18 protein-coding genes are annotated in these 20,245 nt (G+C 64.0%); 10 read left to right on the plus strand and 8 right to left on the minus strand.

Translation table 11 applies throughout. From position 1 onward, the window contains the following. The first annotated feature begins 7 nt into the window (after nucleotides 1–7). Nucleotides 8–940: a diacylglycerol/lipid kinase family protein gene (locus ACSU1L_RS02045; RefSeq protein ID WP_438254417.1), complete on the plus strand. Its 933-nt coding sequence runs from the start codon at nucleotides 8–10 to the stop codon at nucleotides 938–940. A gap of 45 nt (nucleotides 941–985) precedes the next feature. Here the strand turns inward: ACSU1L_RS02045 and glnA are convergent, their stop codons facing one another. Then, a complete protein-coding gene (glnA, locus tag ACSU1L_RS02050; protein WP_438254419.1) occupies nucleotides 986–2,410 on the minus strand; it encodes a type I glutamate--ammonia ligase in 1,425 nt (474 codons plus the stop codon). A gap of 123 nt (nucleotides 2,411–2,533) precedes the next feature. Here glnA and ACSU1L_RS02055 point away from each other — a divergent pair, with 123 nt between their 5' ends. Beyond that, a complete protein-coding gene (locus ACSU1L_RS02055) occupies nucleotides 2,534–2,929 on the plus strand; it encodes an RDD family protein (protein ID WP_438254420.1) in 396 nt (131 codons plus the stop codon). A 1-nt stretch (nucleotide 2,930) separates the two neighbouring features. On the opposite strand, the gene ACSU1L_RS02060 is transcribed toward ACSU1L_RS02055, so the two are convergent. Next, the gene (locus ACSU1L_RS02060; RefSeq protein ID WP_438254421.1) at nucleotides 2,931–3,419 is read right to left on the minus strand and encodes an ATP-dependent zinc protease family protein; all 489 of its coding nucleotides are present in this window, start codon (nucleotides 3,417–3,419) and stop codon (nucleotides 2,931–2,933) included. A gap of 17 nt (nucleotides 3,420–3,436) precedes the next feature. On the opposite strand from ACSU1L_RS02060, the gene ACSU1L_RS02065 reads away from it, so the two are divergent. After that, nucleotides 3,437–4,621 (plus strand): RimK family alpha-L-glutamate ligase, encoded by a 1,185-nt coding sequence (locus tag ACSU1L_RS02065; RefSeq protein WP_438254422.1) that lies wholly within the window; start codon nucleotides 3,437–3,439, stop codon nucleotides 4,619–4,621. A 69-nt stretch (nucleotides 4,622–4,690) separates the two neighbouring features. Here ACSU1L_RS02065 and ACSU1L_RS02070 read toward each other — a convergent pair whose 3' ends face one another. After that, on the minus strand, nucleotides 4,691–5,401 hold the full coding sequence (locus tag ACSU1L_RS02070; RefSeq protein ID WP_438254424.1) for a DUF4191 family protein: 711 nt from the start codon (nucleotides 5,399–5,401) through the stop codon (nucleotides 4,691–4,693). A 203-nt stretch (nucleotides 5,402–5,604) separates the two neighbouring features. Here ACSU1L_RS02070 and ACSU1L_RS02075 point away from each other — a divergent pair, with 203 nt between their 5' ends. Next, nucleotides 5,605–7,011 (plus strand): hypothetical protein, encoded by a 1,407-nt coding sequence (locus ACSU1L_RS02075; RefSeq protein WP_439254529.1) that lies wholly within the window; start codon nucleotides 5,605–5,607, stop codon nucleotides 7,009–7,011. 13 nt (nucleotides 7,012–7,024) lie between these two features. Here ACSU1L_RS02075 and sucB read toward each other — a convergent pair whose 3' ends face one another. The 3 genes from sucB to ACSU1L_RS02090 all read right to left on the minus strand — a co-directional run bounded on the left by sucB (nucleotide 7,025) and on the right by ACSU1L_RS02090 (nucleotide 11,660). Beyond that, a complete protein-coding gene (sucB, locus tag ACSU1L_RS02080; RefSeq protein ID WP_439254530.1) occupies nucleotides 7,025–8,746 on the minus strand; it encodes a 2-oxoglutarate dehydrogenase, E2 component, dihydrolipoamide succinyltransferase in 1,722 nt (573 codons plus the stop codon). Nucleotides 8,747–8,811: 65 nt separating this feature from the next. Then, nucleotides 8,812–10,185, minus strand: coding sequence for a dihydrolipoyl dehydrogenase (lpdA, locus tag ACSU1L_RS02085; protein WP_438254427.1), 1,374 nt, complete (start codon nucleotides 10,183–10,185; stop codon nucleotides 8,812–8,814). Continuing rightward, nucleotides 10,185–11,660, minus strand: a complete 1,476-nt coding sequence (locus ACSU1L_RS02090; RefSeq protein ID WP_438254428.1) for a leucyl aminopeptidase — start codon at nucleotides 11,658–11,660, stop codon at nucleotides 10,185–10,187. Before ACSU1L_RS02090 ends, lpdA begins: the two co-directional genes overlap by 1 nt. A gap of 98 nt (nucleotides 11,661–11,758) precedes the next feature. Between ACSU1L_RS02090 and ACSU1L_RS02095 the strand changes: the two genes are divergently transcribed. The 3 genes from ACSU1L_RS02095 (at nucleotide 11,759) to ACSU1L_RS02105 (ending at nucleotide 14,855) form a co-directional block, all read left to right on the plus strand. Next, nucleotides 11,759–12,703 (plus strand): proteasome assembly chaperone family protein, encoded by a 945-nt coding sequence (locus tag ACSU1L_RS02095; protein ID WP_438254430.1) that lies wholly within the window; start codon nucleotides 11,759–11,761, stop codon nucleotides 12,701–12,703. A gap of 158 nt (nucleotides 12,704–12,861) precedes the next feature. Next, a complete protein-coding gene (locus ACSU1L_RS02100; RefSeq protein ID WP_438254432.1) occupies nucleotides 12,862–14,163 on the plus strand; it encodes an RNA polymerase sigma factor in 1,302 nt (433 codons plus the stop codon). Next, nucleotides 14,160–14,855 carry a coenzyme F420-0:L-glutamate ligase gene (locus ACSU1L_RS02105; protein WP_439254532.1) on the plus strand — a complete coding sequence of 232 codons (696 nt, stop codon included), beginning with the start codon at nucleotides 14,160–14,162 and terminating at the stop codon, nucleotides 14,853–14,855. Before ACSU1L_RS02100 ends, ACSU1L_RS02105 begins: the two co-directional genes overlap by 4 nt. 70 nt (nucleotides 14,856–14,925) lie before the next feature. Here ACSU1L_RS02105 and ACSU1L_RS02110 read toward each other — a convergent pair whose 3' ends face one another. After that, nucleotides 14,926–15,942, minus strand: a complete 1,017-nt coding sequence (locus ACSU1L_RS02110; RefSeq protein ID WP_439254534.1) for a sugar-transfer associated ATP-grasp domain-containing protein — start codon at nucleotides 15,940–15,942, stop codon at nucleotides 14,926–14,928. A 78-nt stretch (nucleotides 15,943–16,020) separates the two neighbouring features. On the opposite strand from ACSU1L_RS02110, the gene ACSU1L_RS02115 reads away from it, so the two are divergent. Together ACSU1L_RS02115 and ACSU1L_RS02120 are read left to right on the plus strand one after the other, a co-directional pair. Further along, a complete protein-coding gene (locus ACSU1L_RS02115) occupies nucleotides 16,021–16,722 on the plus strand; it encodes an alanine racemase (RefSeq protein ID WP_439254535.1) in 702 nt (233 codons plus the stop codon). Continuing rightward, nucleotides 16,722–17,762: an alanine racemase gene (locus ACSU1L_RS02120; protein WP_439254536.1), complete on the plus strand. Its 1,041-nt coding sequence runs from the start codon at nucleotides 16,722–16,724 to the stop codon at nucleotides 17,760–17,762. Before ACSU1L_RS02115 ends, ACSU1L_RS02120 begins: the two co-directional genes overlap by 1 nt. 5 nt (nucleotides 17,763–17,767) lie before the next feature. Here ACSU1L_RS02120 and ACSU1L_RS02125 read toward each other — a convergent pair whose 3' ends face one another. Further along, nucleotides 17,768–17,986, minus strand: a complete 219-nt coding sequence (locus tag ACSU1L_RS02125; protein ID WP_438254438.1) for a DUF7455 domain-containing protein — start codon at nucleotides 17,984–17,986, stop codon at nucleotides 17,768–17,770. A gap of 179 nt (nucleotides 17,987–18,165) precedes the next feature. Between ACSU1L_RS02125 and ACSU1L_RS02130 the strand changes: the two genes are divergently transcribed. Continuing rightward, nucleotides 18,166–20,244 carry a DNA gyrase/topoisomerase IV subunit B gene (locus ACSU1L_RS02130; protein ID WP_439254537.1) on the plus strand — a complete coding sequence of 693 codons (2,079 nt, stop codon included), beginning with the start codon at nucleotides 18,166–18,168 and terminating at the stop codon, nucleotides 20,242–20,244. Nucleotide 20,245 lies beyond the last annotated feature (1 nt).

Raw genomic sequence — 20,245 nt, forward strand, 5'->3', positions numbered from 1 at the left:
TGAGCACATGACAGCTACGAAGCTCGGCATCATCTGGAATCCTTCGAAGATCGACGAGGACGAATTGCGCTCCGCCGTCGAGCAACAGCTGAAGGATGCTGACGGCGATGAGATCACGGTTCAGTGGTGGCAGACCAGCGAGGACGACCCGGGGCTGGGTATGGCTCAGGAGGCCGTGCAGGCCGGTTGCACGACCGTTGTTGCCGTCGGAGGCGATGGCACTGTTCGAGCGGTAGCTGAGGCTCTTGCGGGAACAGACGTGGCGTTGGGCATCGTGCCACAAGGAACCGGAAATCTGTTGGCGCGAAACCTTGAGATTCCACTCGACGACATTCCTGCTGCACTCGAGCGCATTAGCGCGGGTGAAACGCGTCAGATCGACCTTGGATGGGTCGCCTTCAACGACGAAGAACGAGCCTTCGCCGTAATGGTGGGCTTCGGAATAGACGCGCAGATGCTGGTGGAGACTGACGATGATCTGAAGGATCGTGCCGGGTGGTTGGCGTACGTCGAAGCGATGGGGCGGGCGATGGCCGGCACCGAAATGACCGGCATCACAATGCAGATCGATGGGGGAGAGCCTCAGGAGCTCAGGGGCCACACTCTGCTGATCGGCAACTGCGGAATGGTGCAGGGCGGTATCCGGTTGCTGCCGGACGCGAAGATCGACGACGGACAGCTGGATCTGCTCCTCGTGAGCGCAGACGGGGCACTGCAGTGGCTCGACACGGCCCGCTCGTTCATCTGGGACAACGGCATCCGACGGCTCTTCAAGGGTGAGGAGAGTGCCGTGAGCACCGAGTCGACGCGGCATCTGACAGTTGTGAGCGTGAAGATCGAGCTCGAGACACCACTTGCCTTCGAGATCGATGGCGAGGAGGTCGGCGAGGTCGCGGCCTTCGAAGTGCGAGTGCAAGCGGGTGCACTGAAGGTGCGCTGAAGGCCCGCCACCTGAGATGACGGGCCTTCATAAGGTCACGTTGAATCAGACGCCGTAGTACAGCTCGAACTCGAACGGGTGCGGCCGCTGTGCGATCGGCAGGATCTCATTCTCCATCTTGTAGGAGATCCAGGTCTCGATGAGCTCCTCGGTGAAGACGCCGCCCTCGAGCAGGAACTGGTGGTCGGCGCGCAGGTCGTTGAGCGAGTCAAGCAGTGAGTTGGGCACCTGCGGGATGTTCTTGGCTTCCTCGGGCGGCAGCTCGTACAGGTCCTTGTCGATCGGCGCGAGCGGCTCGATACGGTTCTTGATGCCGTCGAGGCCAGCCATGAGCTGAGCTGCGAAGGCGAGATACGGGTTGCTCGAAGCATCCGGAACCCGGAACTCGATGCGCTTGGCCTTGGGGTTCGAACCGGTCAGCGGGATGCGGATCGCAGCCGAGCGGTTACCGGCGGAGTAAGCCAGGTTGACGGGTGCCTCGAAGCCCTTCACCAGACGGTGGTAGCTGTTCAGCGACGGGTTCGTGAACGCGAGCACGGCGTTGGCGTGCTTGAGCAGTCCGCCGATATACCAGCGGGCGATATCGCTGAGTTGGCCGTAGCCTGCCTCATCGTAGAACAGCGGCTTGCCGTCGCTCCACAGTGACTGGTGCGTGTGCATGCCGGAGCCGTTGTCGCCGTACAGCGGCTTGGGCATGAACGTCACCGTCTTGCCCCACTGCTCGGCAGTGTTCTTGATGATGTACTTGAACTTCAAGATGTCATCGGCGGCGTGGACCATCGTGTCGAAACGGTAGTTGATCTCCTGCTGACCGCCGGTGCCGACCTCATGGTGTGAACGCTCCAGGGCGAACCCGGCCTCGATGAGGTTGAGGGTCATCTCATCGCGCAGATCAGCCGTCTTGTCCACCGGAGCTACGGGGAAGTATCCGCCCTTGTACGGCGTCTTGTTGCCCAGGTTGCCGCCGACCTCTTCGCGGTCGGTGTTCCAGGCGCCCTCTTCGGAGTCGACGCTGTACGAGCTGTGGTTCGAGGTCACCGAGTAGCGGACATCGTCGAAGATGTAGAACTCGGCCTCGGGGGCGAAGAATGCGGTGTCGGCGATCCCGGTGGATGCGAGGTACTTTTCGGCCTTCTTAGCGACCTGGCGCGGATCTTTTGCATAGATCTCGCCGGTGCGCGGGTTGTAGATGTCGAACAGCATCACGAGCGTCTTGGCTTCGCGGAACTGGTCCAGGTACGCGGTGGTCACGTCAGGGATGAGCTGCATGTCAGATTCGTGGATGCTGGCGAAACCCCGGATCGAGGAGCCGTCGAAGAGCTGTCCTTCAGTGAAGAACGCCTCGTCAACGGTCGACGCGGGGATGTTGAAGTGCTGCTGCACGCCGGGCAGATCGGTGAACCGGATGTCAAGGAACTTGACGTCATGCTCCTTGATGTAGCTCAGCACTTCGGACGAATCGGTGAACATGTATCACTCCTGGATGATTCGGGTTTGCGGTCTTCAGACCTTCATGAAGATTACGGGCCAGCCATTACTCGGCCGTGTCTTCTTTGTTTCCGCCATGTTACAGACCATCGGTAGACTGGATCCGTGAGTGACGCTCAGATCTTGTACCCCGGTGAGCGTCTTGGCCTCCCGAAAACCGGCAGCGGAAGCATCGGTCGTGTCGGCCGCCGACTGGCTGCACTGGCTATCGATTGGGCTGCCGCGGTGATCATCTCCGTCGCGTTCTTCGACTATGACTCGATTGCGACGCTGTTGATCTTCGCTGTGGTGCAGATCGCCTTCATCCCGACGATCGGCGGGAGCCCGGGGCACCGCATCGTCGGCTTGCGCCTGGTGATGTTGAACGGATCCTGGGTGGGGCTGTGGCGTCCGATTGTGCGCACACTGCTTCTTGTCATCATCATTCCCGCGGTGATCTGGGACCCTGACCAGCGCGGACTGCATGACAAGGCCGTGGGAACAGTACTGATTCGCGTGTGAGCTACTCGCGTCCGCGGTTGCGACGCCGTGCTTCGCGTGGAGCGCGACCGCCTAAGAACGACCGAGCGGGATCAACGATGAAGCCCCGTCGCAGCGCCTCGCGTCCGATCAGCATCCGAAACCCCATCGCATCGCGCTTGCTCAGCGTCACCTCAGAAACGACAAGCCGATCCACCAGGCGAATGGCGAGCAGCACGACGAGCCGCAGTTCAGTGTGTCCGGATGAACTGCGTACTTCGCGGCGGTCATGCAGCGGCGACTCCACGAACGTGGCATCCGCGTCGGAGTCCTGCCAGGGATTGACGCGGAAACGGACCCAGTCCTCACCCTCACGCTGGAACTCTTCGATATCGAAGGCGTGCAATGACGATGTTCGCGCGCCGGTATCGACCTTCGCCTTGATCCAATCGACTCCGGCATCGGGCAGGCTCACCCATTCACGCCATCCCGTGAGCGTGTTTGAATGAGAAGACCTATCCACTTGATACATCTTGGCAGGAAAATTTCGTGAAGCTGGCCGTACTTTCTCGCGCACCGCAGGCATACTCGACGCAGCGTCTGCGCGCCGCAGCCCTGCAGCGCGGTCACAACGTCAAAGTGCTGAACACGCTGAAGTTCGCCATCGATCTGACCGCCGACGAACCCGACCTGCATTTTCGCGGAAAGCAGCTCAGCGACTATGACGCGATCCTGCCGCGCATCGGCAGTTCGATCACGTACTTCGGCACCGCGGTGGTGCGCCAATTCGAACAGATGGACGTCTACACGCCCAATACCGCCAACGGCATCTCCAGCGCCCGCGACAAGCTGCGCGCGAATCAGATTCTGTCGCGCCACAACATCGCGATGCCGCCGACAGCGTTCGTGCGCAACCGTGCTGACGTCCGCCCTGCCATCGAGCGCGTCGGTGGCGCGCCGGTCGTGATCAAGCTGCTCGAGGGCACCCAGGGCATCGGTGTGATCCTCGCACCACAGGTCAAGGTGGCCGAGGCGATCATCGAAACGCTGCACTCGACCAAGCAGAACGTTCTGATCCAGAAGTTCATCGCCGAGAGCCGTGGCCGTGATATTCGCGCGCTCGTGGTCGGCGACCGAGTGGTCGCTGCGATGCGTCGCGTCGCGGCTGGCGATGAGTTCCGCTCAAACGTGCATCGCGGCGGCAGCGTCGAACCGGTTGAGCTGGACCCGGTCTACGAGCAGGCGGCGGTGCGTTCTGCGCAGATCATGGGGCTGCGCGTCGCTGGCGTCGACATGCTCGAGGGCGACGAGGGCCCGCTGGTGATGGAGGTCAACTCCTCACCAGGACTGCAAGGAATCGAGCAGGCGACCAAGCTCGACGTCGCCGGTGCCATCATCGACTACATCGCCGCCCAGGTGGCGTTCCCGGAGATCGATGTGCGCCAGCGGCTGACCGTTTCCACCGGATACGGCGTCGCGGAGCTGCTCGTGCACAACGCCGCCGAGTTGGTCGGCCGCACGCTCGGCGAATCCGGGCTGTGGGAGCGTGACATCACCGTGCTGACGCTGCACCGGGGTGTCAGCGTGATCCCGAACCCACGTAAGCACGTCGTTCTGGAGGCGGATGACCGCCTGCTGTGCTTTGGGAAGCTCGAGGAGATGCGCGGAATGATTCCGGAGCGTCGCCGTCGCCGTGCGAAGGTACGCCGCCTGCCGAAGCAGCCGCTGAGCTGATCGGTCCCTGAGGTCGCTCGTACTGAGCCCGCTCGTACTGAGCGAGCTTCAGTGAGTCGAAGCGATAGGTCAGCGCGGACGCTGCGCGCGAACCTTCGTCGGGTCGATGCCCTTGGGGATCGGCAGCGAGGAGAGCGACTGTGAGACCGAGTCGATGCGGCGGATGACTGCGGCGAGGGTCGTCTTGTCAATCGCCTTGGGCAGCTTCTTGATGGTCTTGGCAAGGTCCGCGATCGCCACCTCGTCCTCACCATGTCCGACGTAGAACACGTGAACCGGGACGCCATTAGCAACCCGTTGGGCCTTGGTGCGCTCTTCGTTGACGAGGCGGGTGAGTCGGCCACGTGCGCCTTCACCGACAACGACAATGCCGCCGCGTCCGATCGCTCGGTACACGGCCTCCTGCGTCTTCGGGTTGATGCCTACAGGGGTGTCGGACGCCTGCCAGGCACGCCCGAGGCTTGAGCTCATGACATGGCCGGTGGCGCCGGGCATCCCGTCGATCTTCACGTACATTGCCTTCGTTGACAGACGAGTCATCAGGAAGAGGGATCCCAGGACACCAACCATGAGACCGGTGACGCCCCACAGCACCAGCGTCCACACCTGGAACGGCGGGATGAGGTAGCCGATGACGAGACCGAGCAGCACGCCGCCGACCAGGATCGCGATCTGCGCCCAGGGCAACCAGGGGTACACCTCACGCGTGAACCGGAAGAGGGACTTGATCTGGGAGAAGAACCCCGGACGCTTGTCGGGTTCTGGAGCGCGCTTAGCCATGGGTACAAGACTACCGAGTCTGCAGGCCTGCTTCATGCGCGTTCGCGCCAGGCGCACTGGTTACTCACATTCGGCCGGGCGGCGGACCTATCCACAATCGGGCCTTTCCCGCGTTGCCGGCAGGAGCTATGCGCTGTGATGAAGTGATGACCGAACCGGATGCCGTTGCAGATCGTTCCTCGTTAGTGCCTGGGGTGCATCGAGTGATTCGTGTTGTCGACGGAAAAGAGGGTCCATTCGCCGGGCAGCTCGTCACTGGGGATGACGGGGTGGCGGTCTGCGTGGATGCTGAGGTGCTCACCGACTGGGACGGATGGGCATTCTCAGACGCTGAACACGTCTGTGGGGTGATCGATGTTCGGCGCCGCATCAACGGTCATGATGCGCTACTGCCGTGGTGCACGCAGCGTGTCGAGGCATTTCTGGGCCGCAGGATGGTGGCTGAGGCTCCGCTCACGGCGGGCGAATTGGGAACGCTCGTCGTGAGTCTGCTTCGTGGAATGCGTGAACTGGGAAACGCGGCGGCCGATGCGACCGGAGAATGGTGGCTGACCGGTGACGGGCGCCCGCTGTTCGTGCTCGGAGCCGGGGGAGTGGCTCGCGCGGCCTCGGCAGCGCTGACAGACCGGGTGGCTGAGCACAGCGCAGATCGGGCCACCACGCGCGTTCTCGAAGAGATAGCCACCTCACTGCGCCAACCTCGCCATCACATCGACGACGACCACCGCTGGGAGGAGCAGCTGTTCGCGATGGCAGCACCCCGCGCACTGCGCCTGGATGTATTCGCACCGGAGCGTGTGGTGGACGTCGGCGTGCGCCGCCTGCCGAGGGTTCCCGTGGAACACCCCGGTAGCCGGCACCCGAGAAGTGAAACACGCCGTGCGCGATCGGAAGATCGTCCGCGCGGGGTCGTCAGTGCTGTGGTGCGCACGATAGGCCAGCAGGTCCATGCCGCTATCGAGCGATTCGGTCCCGCGGATGACGGGGTGAAGGGCGCCAGGGTGGGCGCTGTGACTGCAGCCGATCCGAGACAGGCCCCGACGAAGTCACGCAAACGTCCGCTCATTCTGGCGGGCTCGCTGGCGGCAATGGTGCTGGCTGTGGGATTGATGTGGCCGAGCGGCGAGAAACCGGACGATGCGAATGCGATGGTGCCGATCGCCACGAGTACACCGCCTGCAGCGGGGGAATCGCCAGCGTCGAGCGAAGCGTCTCCTCCGGAGGCCGAAACGGCGCCGCCGGCTGAGGGGCCCCCGACTGAGGCGCCGCCAGCTGAGGCGCCCCCGAATTCCGAGAAGCCGCCGAACGATGCCGGGGCTGTTGCCGCCGTACCGGCTCTGCTCGATGAGATCCGCGAATGCGTGGATGCCGCAGCGGACAGCTGCCCGTCGGCGACAGTTGAGGGAACAATGGTGCCGACCGACGGCATCGCGAGCCTGGGGTCAACTGCGAGCACAGCCGCGCTGGTCGACGACTACGGGGACGTTGCCGTGGTCAGGCTCACACCGGTGGAGGAGGGAGACCAGCTGGAGCAGATGCTGGTGCTTGAACGCAGAAACGAAAGCTGGCTGGTGCGCGACGTATATGACGTCGCGCACCAGCCAGCGTAGGTACTACTCGTGCTTAGGCTCCGAGGTCTCCCGCGAAGTTCGCAGCCTCGAGACGTGCCTTGACCGCTCCGAGGAAGCGAGCAGCGTCCGCGCCGTCAACGATGCGGTGATCGTAGGACAACGCGAGGTACACGTACGAGCGAATCGCGATCGCCTCAGCGCCGTCGACCTTCACCAGGCCGGGACGCTTGACGACCGTGCCGGTTCCGAGAATCGCAGACTGCGGCAGGAACACGACTGGCGTGTCGAACAGCGCGCCACGTGAGCCCGTGTTGGTCAGCGTGAACGTGCCACCGGACAGCTCATCGGGCTTCAGCTTGTTGTCGCGGGTGCGAGCAGCAAGGTCGGCGATCTCGTGAGCGATCTCCGCGATGTTCTTCGTCGCAGCGTCGCGCAGCACCGGTGTGAGCAGGCCACGTTCGGTGTCGACCGCGATCGAGAGGTTCTCTGTTGCCGGGTAGACGATGTTCTCGCCCTCGACAGTCGAGTTCACGATCGGGAAGGCCTGCAGAGCCTCGGAAGCTGCCAGAGCGAAGAACGGCAGGAAGGAGAGTTTGTCGCCCGTCTTCTTGAGGAACTCAGCCTTGACGCTCTCGCGGTAGTTGGCGAGGTTGGTGACGTCGACCTCGACCACTGTGGTGAGCTGGGCCGTCTGCTGCATCGACTCGACCGCGCGCTTGGCGAGAACCTTGCGCAGGCGCGACATCGGCTGGGTCGTGCCACGCAGCGGCGAGACCTCAAGCGGCGCAGGCGCCGGGGCCGCAGCGGGAGCGGCGCTCTGCGATGCTGCAGCCTGGAGGACGTCTTCCTTGCGGATGCGTCCACCCACTCCAGAGCCGGTCACGGTTGCCAGGTCGACGCCCTGCTGAGTCGCCAGACGACGAACCAGCGGGGTGACGTACTTGATCTGCTCGTTGTCAGCAGCAGGTGCGGCGGCGGGAACGGGTGCAGCGGCAGGTGCGGCGGGTGCAGCAGGAGCTGCGGCGGGCGCCGGAGCAGCAGGCGCAGGAGCGGCAGCGGCAGGCGCGGGAGCAGCAGGTGCCGGTGCCGGTGTGGCCGGTGCCGCGGCAGCGGGCGCTTCGGCGGCGGGCGCCGGAGCAGCAGCTGCCGCGCCGGAGCCGACACGTGCGAGCACGCTGCCGACGGCGATCGTCTCGTCTTCAGCAGCGAGGATCTCCTGCAGGACGCCGGCCACCGGCGACGGGATCTCGGTGTCGACCTTGTCGGTCGAGATCTCGAGCAGCGGTTCGTCCACCGCGACGTCATCACCGACCTGCTTCAGCCAGCGCGTGACGGTGCCCTCAGTGACGCTCTCGCCGAGCTCGGGGAGAACTACGTCGGTGGCGTCGCCAGCGGGGGCAGCCTCAGCGGCCGGAGCCGCAGCCGCCGGAGCCGCCGGAGCAGCCTCAGCCGGTGCAGCCTCAGCCGGTGCAGCCTCGGCCGGTGCGGCTTCAGCAGGTGCTTCAGCCGGTGCGGCCTCAGCCGGTGCTGCCGAGCTGCCGTCACCGATCTTGGCGAGAACAGCGCCGACCTCGACGGTCTCGTCTTCGGCGACCATAATCTCTTCGATCACGCCGGAGACAGGCGAGGGGATCTCGGTATCGACCTTGTCGGTCGAGATCTCGAGCAGGCCTTCGTCCGCCTGAACGGTGTCTCCCACCTGCTTCAGCCAGCGGGTGACCGTACCCTCTGTGACGCTCTCACCGAGAGCGGGGAGGACCACGGATGTGCTCATGACGGAGTCTCCTTCAAGAATGTTTGTGACGTATTCAGCTTAGTGACCCTGACACCGATTGGTGTTCAGAGAGCGTGCAATGGTTTTCCGGCGAGCGCGAGGAACGCTTCGCCCAGGGCCTCGCTCTGCGTGGGGTGCGCATGAATGAGCGGGGCAATGTCTTCGGGGTGTGCCTCCCAAGCGACGGCGAGTTGACCCTCAGTGATGAGTTCTCCGACCCGATCGCCGAGAAGGTGCATACCTACGATAGGCCCGTCCTTCAGTCGTACGACCTTGACGAGGCCGCTCGTGCCGATGATCTCGCTCTTGCCGTTACCTGCGAGGTTGTACTCATAGGATACGACCGCGTCCGCGCCATGCTCGCCAATGGCGGCTTCCTCAGTCACTCCGACCGAAGCGACCTCCGGGTTGCAGTAGGTGATCTTCGGGATCTGCGACTCCGGAATTGGCGCGGGCGTGAGCCCCGCGATTCGCTCCGCGACGGCGATGCCCTGCAGGAAACCGCGGTGCGCGAGTTGAAGTCCGGGCACGATGTCACCGACCGCCCAAACGCCAGGCACGTTGGTGCGCAGCTCCTGGTCAGTCGTAACGAAGCCGCGGTCGAGCGTGATGCCGGCCGCTTCGAAACCGAGGTCGGCTGTGGCGGGGCCACGTCCAACCGCGACCAGCAGATAGTCGCCGGTGAAGGTCTTTCCGTCTTCGAGCGTGACGGTCACGCTGGAGTCATCCTGCGTTGCCGTCTGGAACCGCGTACCCAGTGAGTACTTGATCCCGCGACGACGGAACGCCCGTTCCAACCCCTTGCTCAACGCGATGTCCTCGTTGGGTACGAGATGAGGCAGCGCCTCGATAATGGTGACTTCCGCGCCGAAGGATCGCCACACACTGGCGAACTCGACACCGATGACACCGCCACCGAGCACAAGAACCTGCTGGGGAATGACTTCCAGCTCCAGCGCCTGCTCGCTGGTCAGGATGCGTCCACCGATCTTCAGGCCGGGCAACGAGCGGCTGTAAGACCCGGTGGCGAGTACGACATCCGTGCCCGCATACACATCATCACCAACGCTGACCGTGCGGTCCTCGTTGAGACGACCGGTGCCGGCGACCGTGGTGATGCCGCGAGCCTTGATCAAGCCCTCCAGCCCCTTGAACTTCTTCGCGACGATATTCTCGCGGTAGGTGCGCACACCGCCGGCATCGACGCCCTCGAAAGTGGCGCTGACACCGACGGATGCGGCATCGCGCACGTGATCGGCGACCTCGGCTGCGTGCAGCAGCGCCTTCGTCGGGATGCATCCACGATGAAGGCAGGTACCACCCACCTTGTCCTTCTCAATGAGAGCGACGCTCTTGCCGAGCTCTGCAGCCCGCAGGGCAGCGGCGTATCCGCCGCTGCCACCACCGAGGACGACGATGTCGAAGGTGTGCGTGGTCATCATGCCTCCTTGGCTGCAGCCTCTGCGTACGCGACGAGCGAGCGAACGGTGGCACCCGTTGCGCCCTTGTCGGTGAACCCGAACGGTGCACTGGCGTGCTCGGCGGAACCTGCGACATCGAGGTGCACCCACGGAATGCGCGGAGCATCCCCAGCCTCACTGGTGCGGCCGATGAAACGCTGCAGGAAGAGCCCCGCGAACATTGAACCACCAGCGCGATCGCTCATGTTCGCGTTGATCATGTCGGCGATGGGGGAGTCGAGTGAATCCTCCATGTACGCCGGTAGCGGCAGTGCCCAGGCCAGCTCACCGACTGACTCAGCAGCGGCGAGGTAATCGGCGACGGCGTCATCGTCGCCCATGACACCGGTGTGACGGTGTCCGAGCGCGACGAGGATCGCGCCGGTGAGCGTTGCGACATCGAAGATCACATCGGGATTCTCGCGGCTCGCGGCCACCAGGCCATCGGCGAGAACGAGACGGCCTTCAGCGTCGGTGTTCAGCACCTCGACGGTTGTACCGTCGAGCATCCGCAGAACATCGCCGGGGCGCGTGGCCTTACCGGACGGCATGTTGTCCGTGATGCACATCCACGCGGTGACCCGCACCGGAATCTTCAACGCGGCGATGGCGCGAATGGTGGCGAGCACGGTGGCGGCACCGGCCATGTCGAACTTCATCCCCACCATGCTGGCGGCCGGCTTGAGCGAGAGGCCGCCGGTGTCGAACGTGATTCCCTTGCCGACCAGTGCGATGTGGCGACCCGCGTCAGCCGGGGCGTAATCCAGGCGGACCACGCGAGGCGGGCGATCGGAGCCCTGTGCGACTCCGAGGACACCGCCGAAGCCCTGTTCTGCGAGGTCGGACTCGTCGAGAACCGTGACCGTGACATCAAGGCCGGCGACAGCGTCGACGGCGCTCTGCGCGAGATCGGCGGGACTCTGCCATTCGGCCGGGACGGTGACCAGGTCCTTGACGAGCGCGAGAGCATCACCGAGCGTCTGAGCGCGAGCGATGTCGGCGTCGGAGAGCGTGGAGCTGTGCACGCTGACCGCAGCTGCGCGGGTCTTGCCCGGCTTTGCCTGGTAAGCGTCGAATCGGTAACCGCCGAAGACGGCGCCCTCGGCAGCAGCCGCGGAATGCTCAGCCAGCGACCCGGCGAGAGCGAGCGACACGCTATCGAACCCGGTCAATGAACGCAGTGCCACTCCGGCGGCATCGCGCACGGATGCCGCATCTGCGGCGGACCCGGCACCGACGACGGCGAAGGGGAGCGTGGTCACCTCCGGCAGATACACACGGGCGAATGCGGACGCAGCACCGGTGAACCCGATGCTGGCGAGAAGATCGGCAAGGCCGGGGAAGGCGTCCAGAGCCTCGGGGAACGCGGTGGTGTCCGGAACGATGAGCGCTGCTGCGTCGGCAGCACTCCCGGGGAATGGATCTGTTGTGTGCGAGAGCGCAGGAAGCGACATGCCTCCATCCTAAGCGCGTGTGCACCCACCTCCTCCAGTTCTGTTCGCTGTGAGCTAGACACAGCCCCGCTGTCTCCGCCTGCTCGTAGCATGGGAGCATGCCCGTCTCCGGAGAGCTTTACGAACGCGTCTCGAACGCCCCCGCTGTTACGCAGGGACTCCCACTCGTGATCCTGCTCACGGGGTTCACCGATGCAGGCAGCGCGGTCTCCGGACTGATTGACCATCTGCGCGACGTCACCGATCCGCAACCGATCGTCGTGTTCGATAACGACGTGCTTCTCGACTATCGGGCTCGTCGTCCGATCTTCGTCTTCGAGCAGGATCACCTCTCCGAGTTCCGGCCCGCCCGACTGGAGCTGTCGTTGGCGCATGACACCCTGGGTCAGCAGTTCCTCCTGCTCGCCGGATACGAACCGGATTTCTCCTGGAACGCCTTCACCCAGGTGGTGCTCGACCTGGCAGAAGAGTTCGGCGTCTCCGGGGTGAGCTGGGTGCATTCCATCGCGATGCCCGTCCCGCACACTCGACCGATCAGCACGACCGTCAGCGGAAACCGCAAGGAACTCACGGCGAGCCTGTCGGTGTGGCGGCCGCGCACGCAGCTCCCGGCGACCGCCGGGCACCTGCTCGAGTACCGGTTTGCCCAGCGCGGGGATCGTGTCGTCGGATTTGTGCTGTTGGTTCCGCATTACCTCGCAGACACGGAGAACCCGGACGCGGTCATTGCTGCCGCCGACCGCGTGATGAGTTCAACGGGCATCGTGCTGGGACTCGACGATCTTCGGGAAAGCCGCCAGGAGTACCTCGGCAAAGTGAACGACCAAGTTGAGACCAACGACGAGCTGCGCCAGATGGTGCAGACACTGGAGAGCCGCTACGACGCGTACATGGCCGGCCGCAATCCTGATGGCGCCGACCACTTCGATGAGGGCGGGTTCGACGAGCGGGACCTGCCCAGCGCGGATGAACTCGCAGCCGAACTCGAGCGGTATCTGGCCACTCGTCCTCCCGGAGATGACGACAAGCGCTCACGATCCTGACTTCCTCGATCCCGATGCATCCGGATCGCTGATCATATGCGATACTGGTTATCTGACCCGTTGTCAATCGTCCGCCGTCAGGCAGACGGCTTGACAAGGGTCTTACTAGTGTCCGAAATGTCCCGGGGTAGGAATTGCTACCCCGTGAAAGGCGAAACGTGACTCCTGCCGCGACCAAGAACTCCCGGACGACCAAGATGACCGAAGCTGCTGACGTCGACGTCAACGTCGTCGAACCCGAAGAGACCGCGCCAGCGGCGAAGAAGCCGGCTGCCAAGAAGGCTCCCGCCAAGAAGGTGGCTGCTGAGAAGGTGGCTGCTGAGAAGGCTCCCGCGAAGAAGGCCCCTGCGAAGAAGGCGCCGGTCAAGCGCAAGAAGGCTGCTGACCCGGTCGACGAAGCGCAGGCCGAGCCAGAAGTTGTCGACGAGGTCGATGACGAAGACAACAAGAAGCCTGCGTTCACCGAGCCGCTTCCCACCGGCGCTATCGTGCTGTCCTCGAAGGACGAGGACGATGTTCCGGTTTACTCGACGCAGATCACCGGTGCTACTGCCGACCCGGTCAAGGACTACCTGAAGCAGATCGGTAAGGTCGCACTGCTGAACGCCGCCGAAGAGGTGGAGCTTGCGATGCGTATCGAAGCCGGCCTGTTCGCCGAAGAGAAACTGTCGGATATGACGCCGGCTGAGAAGACCGGCCAGCTCGGCCTCGACCTCCAATGGGTCGCCCGCGACGGACAGCGCGCAAAGAGCCACCTGCTCGGCGCCAACCTCCGTCTGGTCGTCTCCCTGGCTAAGCGCTACACCGGCCGCGGCATGCAGTTCCTCGATCTCATTCAGGAAGGAAACCTGGGTCTGATCCGTGCGGTCGAGAAATTCGACTACACCAAGGGCTTCAAGTTCTCGACCTATGCCACGTGGTGGATTCGTCAGGCGATCACCCGTGCGATGGCCGATCAGGCCCGTACCATCCGCATCCCGGTGCACATGGTCGAGGTCATCAACAAGCTCGCTCGTGTGCAGCGCCAGATGCTGCAGGACCTGGGCCGCGAGCCCACGCCGGAAGAGCTCAGCCGCGAGCTCGACATGACTCCGGAGAAGGTCGTGGAGGTGCAGAAGTACGGTCGCGAACCGATTTCGCTGCACACCCCGCTCGGCGAAGATGGCGACAGTGAGTTCGGTGACCTCATTGAGGACACCGAGGCTGTCGTTCCTGCCGACGCGGTTGGCTTCACCATGCTGCAGCGCCAGCTCGAGCAGCTTCTGGATTCGCTCTCCGAGCGTGAGGCCGGCGTGATTCGCATGCGCTTCGGCCTCGGCGACGGTCAGCCCAAGACGCTCGACCAGATCGGTGACACCTTCGGCGTGACGCGTGAGCGGATCCGCCAGATCGAGTCGAAGACGATGGCGAAGCTGCGCCACCCGAGCCGCTCGCAGTCGCTGCGCGACTACCTCGAATGAGTCAGGCGAACGACGGTAAGGCGCTCGAAACGAGCGTCGACGGCAAGCAGTACGCGCGCATCCCGCTGCGTACCCGTGTCGTCATGCCCGGTGATGATCTCGATGCGATCATCACCGAGTACGCGTCAGCAGCTGTCGAACCCGGAGATCTGCTGTTCGTCACGGAGAAGATCGTCGCGATCACTCAGGGACGCTCTTTCCGCCTCGACGAGATCAAACCGCGCAAGCTCGCGCTGTTCCTGTCGAAGTACGTCACACGCACGCCGTACGGCATCGGTCTCGGCATGCCCGAGACGATGGAAATGGCGCTGCGAGAGTGCGGCACGCCGCGCATCCTGTTCGCCTCCGCGGTCGCAGCCGTGACCAAGGCGTTCGGACGGAAGGGTGACTTCTACCGCATTGCCGGTGACAAGGCCCGCGCGATCGACGGACCGACGAAGAACACCATCCCGCCCTATAACGAGGCGGTCGTGCTCGGACCGACAGATCCGGCCGGAGTGTCCGCGCATCTGAAGCAGCTGATCGGCGGGACCGCTGAGGTCGCCGTCGTCGATATCAACGATCTCGGTGGCAACATCCTCGGGTCAACCCTCGACAAGGCTGGTGAGCAGCGCCTCCTTCAGGTCCTCGGCGACAACCCGCTCGGGCAAGGACACCAGTCCACCCCGCTCGGCATCGTCCGCGAGGTCTGACCAACAGACACGTGAAAAGAGGCCCGGATGCTCGCATCCGGGCCTCTTTTCCGTTGGGCGACGGCTTCGCTTAGAACCCGATGACCTGCTGGTAGCGCGGTTTGTGACCGGTGCGGATGCCGCTGACGCTCGGCTTGTTCTCATAGACACCGCAGCCCCAGTTGCCCTCGACAAGGACGGGGCCATCGGGGGAGACGACAATATCCCAACCGACGTACTGAATCTGCGGGACGACGCGGGCCACCTCATCGATGAACTCGCGCACCTTGTCCATATGTGGCAGTTGGAAATCGGCGATACGGAACCCGGAGTCCGGATGCACCTCGTGCACGTGGCCGTGCGAGTCGTAGCCCGCGCTCACTGCGTGGCCGTTCTCGTCGAGCATCGTGTAGAAACCGCCGAAAGTCATCTGGTCGCTGACCTCGCCGCGGCCGAATTTCTGCGCCATCGCGAGGATGTGGGCCTTCTCGCCATCGAAGAAAGCCGTGATACGCGTGGTGTTGACGGTGCCGGGGCAAACAGCGGCGAGATCTTCGTGCTGACGGATGACCTCTTCGATCAGCAGTTCTCCGCGCGAGAGAAGTCCGCGGTGGAACTCGTCCCAGTCCTCGACATCCGCCGCGTAGTAGCGGTGCACGCCGGTGCCAGCCTGTCCGACGGGTTCCTTGGTGACGATCGTTCCCAGACGCTGAGCGAACTCGCGCACAGCGTCGGAGTTGCCCTCCTCGACGATCATCCAGTCGCGGTGCAGGTACTGAGAGAACTGCTTGTCGAATTCGACCTTGTCCTGGAAAATCCAACGATAATCGGGGTGGTCGTACTTCTGCGACAGCTCGTTCGACACCGGATGCGTCATGAACGTCGCACGCTCGGCGCGATTGAGCATGGCGAAGTCATAGTCGATGTAATCCTGGAAGCCGACGTTGTGCCGACCCGCCGACCACAGCATGTCGACGACGATCCGCGGGACCGCCTTGCCGTGCTGCTTCGACGCCTCCCTGGCACGCTCGAAGACCGCGCCGACGTCAATGCGTCGGGCACGTTCGATCACGTAGCTGATGCGGGTCGCGAGAGAAAGGCGTGACATGGAACTCCGAGGGTTGGGGATACCCCAGTCTACGGTGGCGCACCGGAGAAGACGGTGAGCGAAGCTAGTGTGGAGGGTGTGAGTGAGACGACTTCCAGCTCAGCGACACGTGTTCTGATTTCGCGCTCCGCATTGGCTGAGGCCGCGGTGGCTGCCGTCGCAGCCGGTGGGTCTGTGGCAGACCTTCGCGGCGACGCCTACGGCCATGGCACACTCCGGGTCGCGCGAGCGGTGACAGTTGCTGGCGCACGCAGGGTCGTTGTGGATTCCGCAACGGAGGTCGCGCTGCTGGCCGGCGAAGGCATCAGCGCAGCAGCATCCGGCACTGCCGATATCGACCCGGGCGTGCTCTACGGCATCCGTGATGGCGAGCAAGCAACCCGCACGCCCCCACTGCGCCTACTCGGGAGCATCCTCTCAACGAAAATTCTGCACGCAGGCGATGCCGTTTCCTACGGCTACACCTACCGTGCGCCCTCCGTTCGCACGGTCGCCCTGGTGACCGGGGGCTACGCGCAGGGAATCGTCCGTGCACTGGGAAACCATGCCCAGGTCGAGATCAACGGCGAGCTGTGCCCGATCATCGGCCGTGTTGCGATGGATGTCTGCGTTGTAGACCTAGGCGATTCAGACGCTGCGGCCGGCTCCGATGTGACCTACTTCGGAGGCAGCGGCCCGGCGGCGCATCAACTGAGTCAGTGGGCCGCAGTGACTGGCATGTCAGCGGCAGGGCTGCTCACGGTCGCGGCCAGCCACGCCGTACGGGAAGAGGAAGCCTGATGCGCCCAACGCTGCACATTTCACACGCGCAGTTTCTGCACAACATCGATGTGGTCCGCGCGCGCATCGCGCCCTCGGCACTGATGCTGGTGATGAAGGACGACGCCTACGGGCACGGTATCGATTGGGCGGTGGATGCTGCCGCCAGCGCGGACGTCCGCTGGTACGGCTCCTACGACGTGCGTACCGGGCTTCGTATCCGTACGCGCCTCGCAGGGCGAGCAGGACGAGTATTCGCCTGGGCGACGTCTGTGGCAGGCGAAGTCGAAGCAGCGCTGCGGGCAGAGATCGACCTCGGCGTCGGGACGCTCGAGTACCTGCGGCTGGTGATCGAGGCCGCCGAGCGGCTCGGCATCTGCGCGCGCGTACACCTGAAGATCGATACCGGACTGCATCGCAACGGCATTCGCTCGGAGGACTGGCCCGAGGCGGTGGCCCTCGCGCGTACGGCTGAAATCGCGGGCCGAGTGGCCGTGGTGGGCGTCTGGAGCCACCTTGCTGAAGCTAGCGATGCGGAAGACGATGACGCCCAGTCGGTTTTTCTCGATGCGGTTGACGTGCTTCGCGCGAGCGGCTCGAATCCCGAGGTCTTGCACCTCACTGCTTCTGCGGCGTCGTGGTGGCGTCCGGCATTGCGCGGATCGTTGTCGCGCGTGGGCGCTTTCTGCTTCGGCATCCGATCCGCGGACGGTCCCGATCTCGATGGCATTCGCCCCATCAGCGCGCTGAGCGCACCGGTTCTGGAGATCCGCGACGACCACGCGCTCGTCGGCATCGGAGCCTTCCACGGGTTGCCGTCCACGCTAGCTGGGATCACCGTGGGCACCGCCGGGGGAGCACGCGAACTGCGTCGCGTCGACGAGACCACCTCTCAGGTAGCACTGTGGCCGGGAGCCGCTCTCGGAGACGACGTGTGGATTCTCGGGCCGGGGGACAGCGGGGAGTCCTCAGCAACGACACTCGCCGAGCGGATCGACACCGTCGGGGAAGAAATAATCACCCGCCTCACCCCAGGGGTGCGACGGGTGATTGAAGACTGAGTGGCTTAGACGGCGTCGACGAGGCGTGCTGTCTCGTCATGCCATGTGGTAGCCACGCTGCGGAGCTTCTCTTCGTACTTGCGACCATGGTGGGCGCAGAAGAGCAACTCGGAGCCACTGACCTCTGCGGCGATATACGCCTGAGCTCCGCATGAGTCGCAACGATCTGCGGCGCTCAGACGATACTCGACAGTGGAGGTCTCACGTTCGGTTGTAGCGTTCATCTCGGTGCCTCCTCGGGTGTCGGCTTCAGGTGGAATGTGCTCAATACAACCACGAACACCTCGTAGTCATGCCCGGAAGACGGCGTGTTTCGCTCCGGGCGTACCTGCACCGCGCGCACCTGCGACGAGTAGGAGTGTCTGCGCGGCTGCGCTGGGGCAGAAGAATAGAATGGGGGATTGTGACCGCCGAGTATTCCGCCCATCATCTTCAGGTGCTTGAAGGGCTCGAAGCAGTCCGGAAGCGCCCCGGCATGTACATCGGATCGAACGGGTCTCCCGGGCTGATGCACTGCCTCTGGGAGATCATCGACAACGCGGTGGACGAGGCGGTCGGCGGGAACGGCAATCAGATCGAGATCGTTCTGCACGCCGATGGCAGCGTGGAGGTTCACGACCAGGGGCGAGGCATCCCCGTCGATGTCGAACCGCGCACCGGTCTCACGGGCGTCGAAGTGGTGTTCACAAAGCTCCACGCCGGAGGAAAGTTCGGCGGTGGCTCGTACGCAGCTTCCGGCGGACTGCACGGTGTCGGAGCATCCGTCGTCAACGCGCTCTCCGAGCGCCTCGATGTCGAGGTCGATCGCGGCGGCAAAACCTACGCGATGTCGTTCCACCGTGGTGAGCCCGGTGTCTTCGCGGACTCGGGTGAGAAGCGACCGGATGCCCCTTTCACGCCGTTCCAGAAGAGCAGCGAGCTGCGCGTCGTCGGCAAGACGAAACGCGGGGTGACCGGCACGCGGGTGCGGTACTGGGCCGACCGACAGATCTTCACGAAGGACGCGGCTTTCCAACTGGAAGAGCTGGAAACGCGGGCACGCCAGACGGCATTCCTCGTTCCCGGCCTGGAACTGGTCATCCGCGACGCGCGCGGCGAAGAGAACAATGTCACCTCGCACAAGTACGAGGGCGGAATCTCCGAGTTCGTCGACTATCTGGCAACGGATGCCCCGATCACCGACACCTGGCGAATCCAGGGTGAGGGGACGTTCACAGAGACGGTTCCCGTGTTGCAGGCGAACGGCACAATGGCCTCCACCGAGGTGGAGCGTGTCTGCCGCGTCGACATCGCGATGCGCTGGGGCACCGGCTATGAGACGACAACGCGATCGTTCGTCAACATCATCGCAACGCCGAAGGGCGGTACGCACCAGCAGGGATTCGAGCAGGAACTCCTGAAGGTGCTGCGGGCGCAGATCGAGCAGAATTCGCGACGGCTGAAGGTCGGCAACGACAAGGTCGAGAAGGACGATGTGCAGGCCGGGCTGACGGCTGTGCTGACTGTCGAGGTGCCCGAACCGCAGTTCGAGGGGCAGACGAAGGAAGTCCTGGGTACGCCGGCCGTGCGGCAGGTCGTCGCTCAGGTGCTGCGCAAAGAGCTGGGCGCGCGCTTCAGCTCGACCAAACGCGACGATAAGAACCAGGCGAGCCAACTGCTGGACAAGGTCGTCTCCGAGATGAAGGCGCGCGTATCTGCGCGCGCTCACAAAGAGACCCAGCGTCGAAAGAACGCCCTAGAGTCGTCTTCGCTGCCGGCCAAACTCGTCGACTGCCGTTCCAAGGATCTGGATCGCAGCGAACTGTTCATCGTCGAGGGGGACTCGGCGCTGGGGACCGCCCGACGCGCCCGCGACAGCGAGATCCAGGCGCTGCTGCCGATCCGCGGCAAGATTCTGAACGTCCAACGCGCCTCGATCGCGGACATGCTCAACAACGCGGAATGCGCGGCCATCATCCAGGTGATCGGTGCGGGTTCCGGACGCTCGTTCGATATTGATTCGGCGCGGTACGGCAAGGTGATTCTGATGAGCGACGCCGACGTTGACGGCGCGCACATTCGCACGCTGCTGCTGACGCTGTTCTTCCGCTACATGCGGCCGCTGATCGAAGCGGGTCGCGTTTTTGCTGCGGTGCCGCCGCTGCACCGCGTGATCGTAATGAACCCGGGCTCCAAGCCGAACGAGACTATCTACACATACTCAGAGCAGGAGCTGCACACGCTGCTGGCGAAGCTTCGCAAGACGAACAAGCGCTGGCACGAGCCGATCCAGCGGTATAAGGGTCTCGGCGAGATGGATGCCGATCAGCTGGCAACCACCACGATGGACAAGTCTGGACGGCTGCTTCGTCGGGTGCGCATGGAGGATGCTGAGGCAGCAGGCCGAGTATTCGAACTGCTGATGGGCAACGAAGTTGCTCCGCGTCGGGAATTCATCATCGACTCATCAGATCAGCTGTCGCGCGAGGCAATCGACGCCTGAG

Origin of the sequence: Microbacterium sp. A94 (genome assembly GCF_051842855.1) — a bacterium.
Classification (GTDB): Bacteria; Actinomycetota; Actinomycetes; order Actinomycetales; family Microbacteriaceae; genus Microbacterium.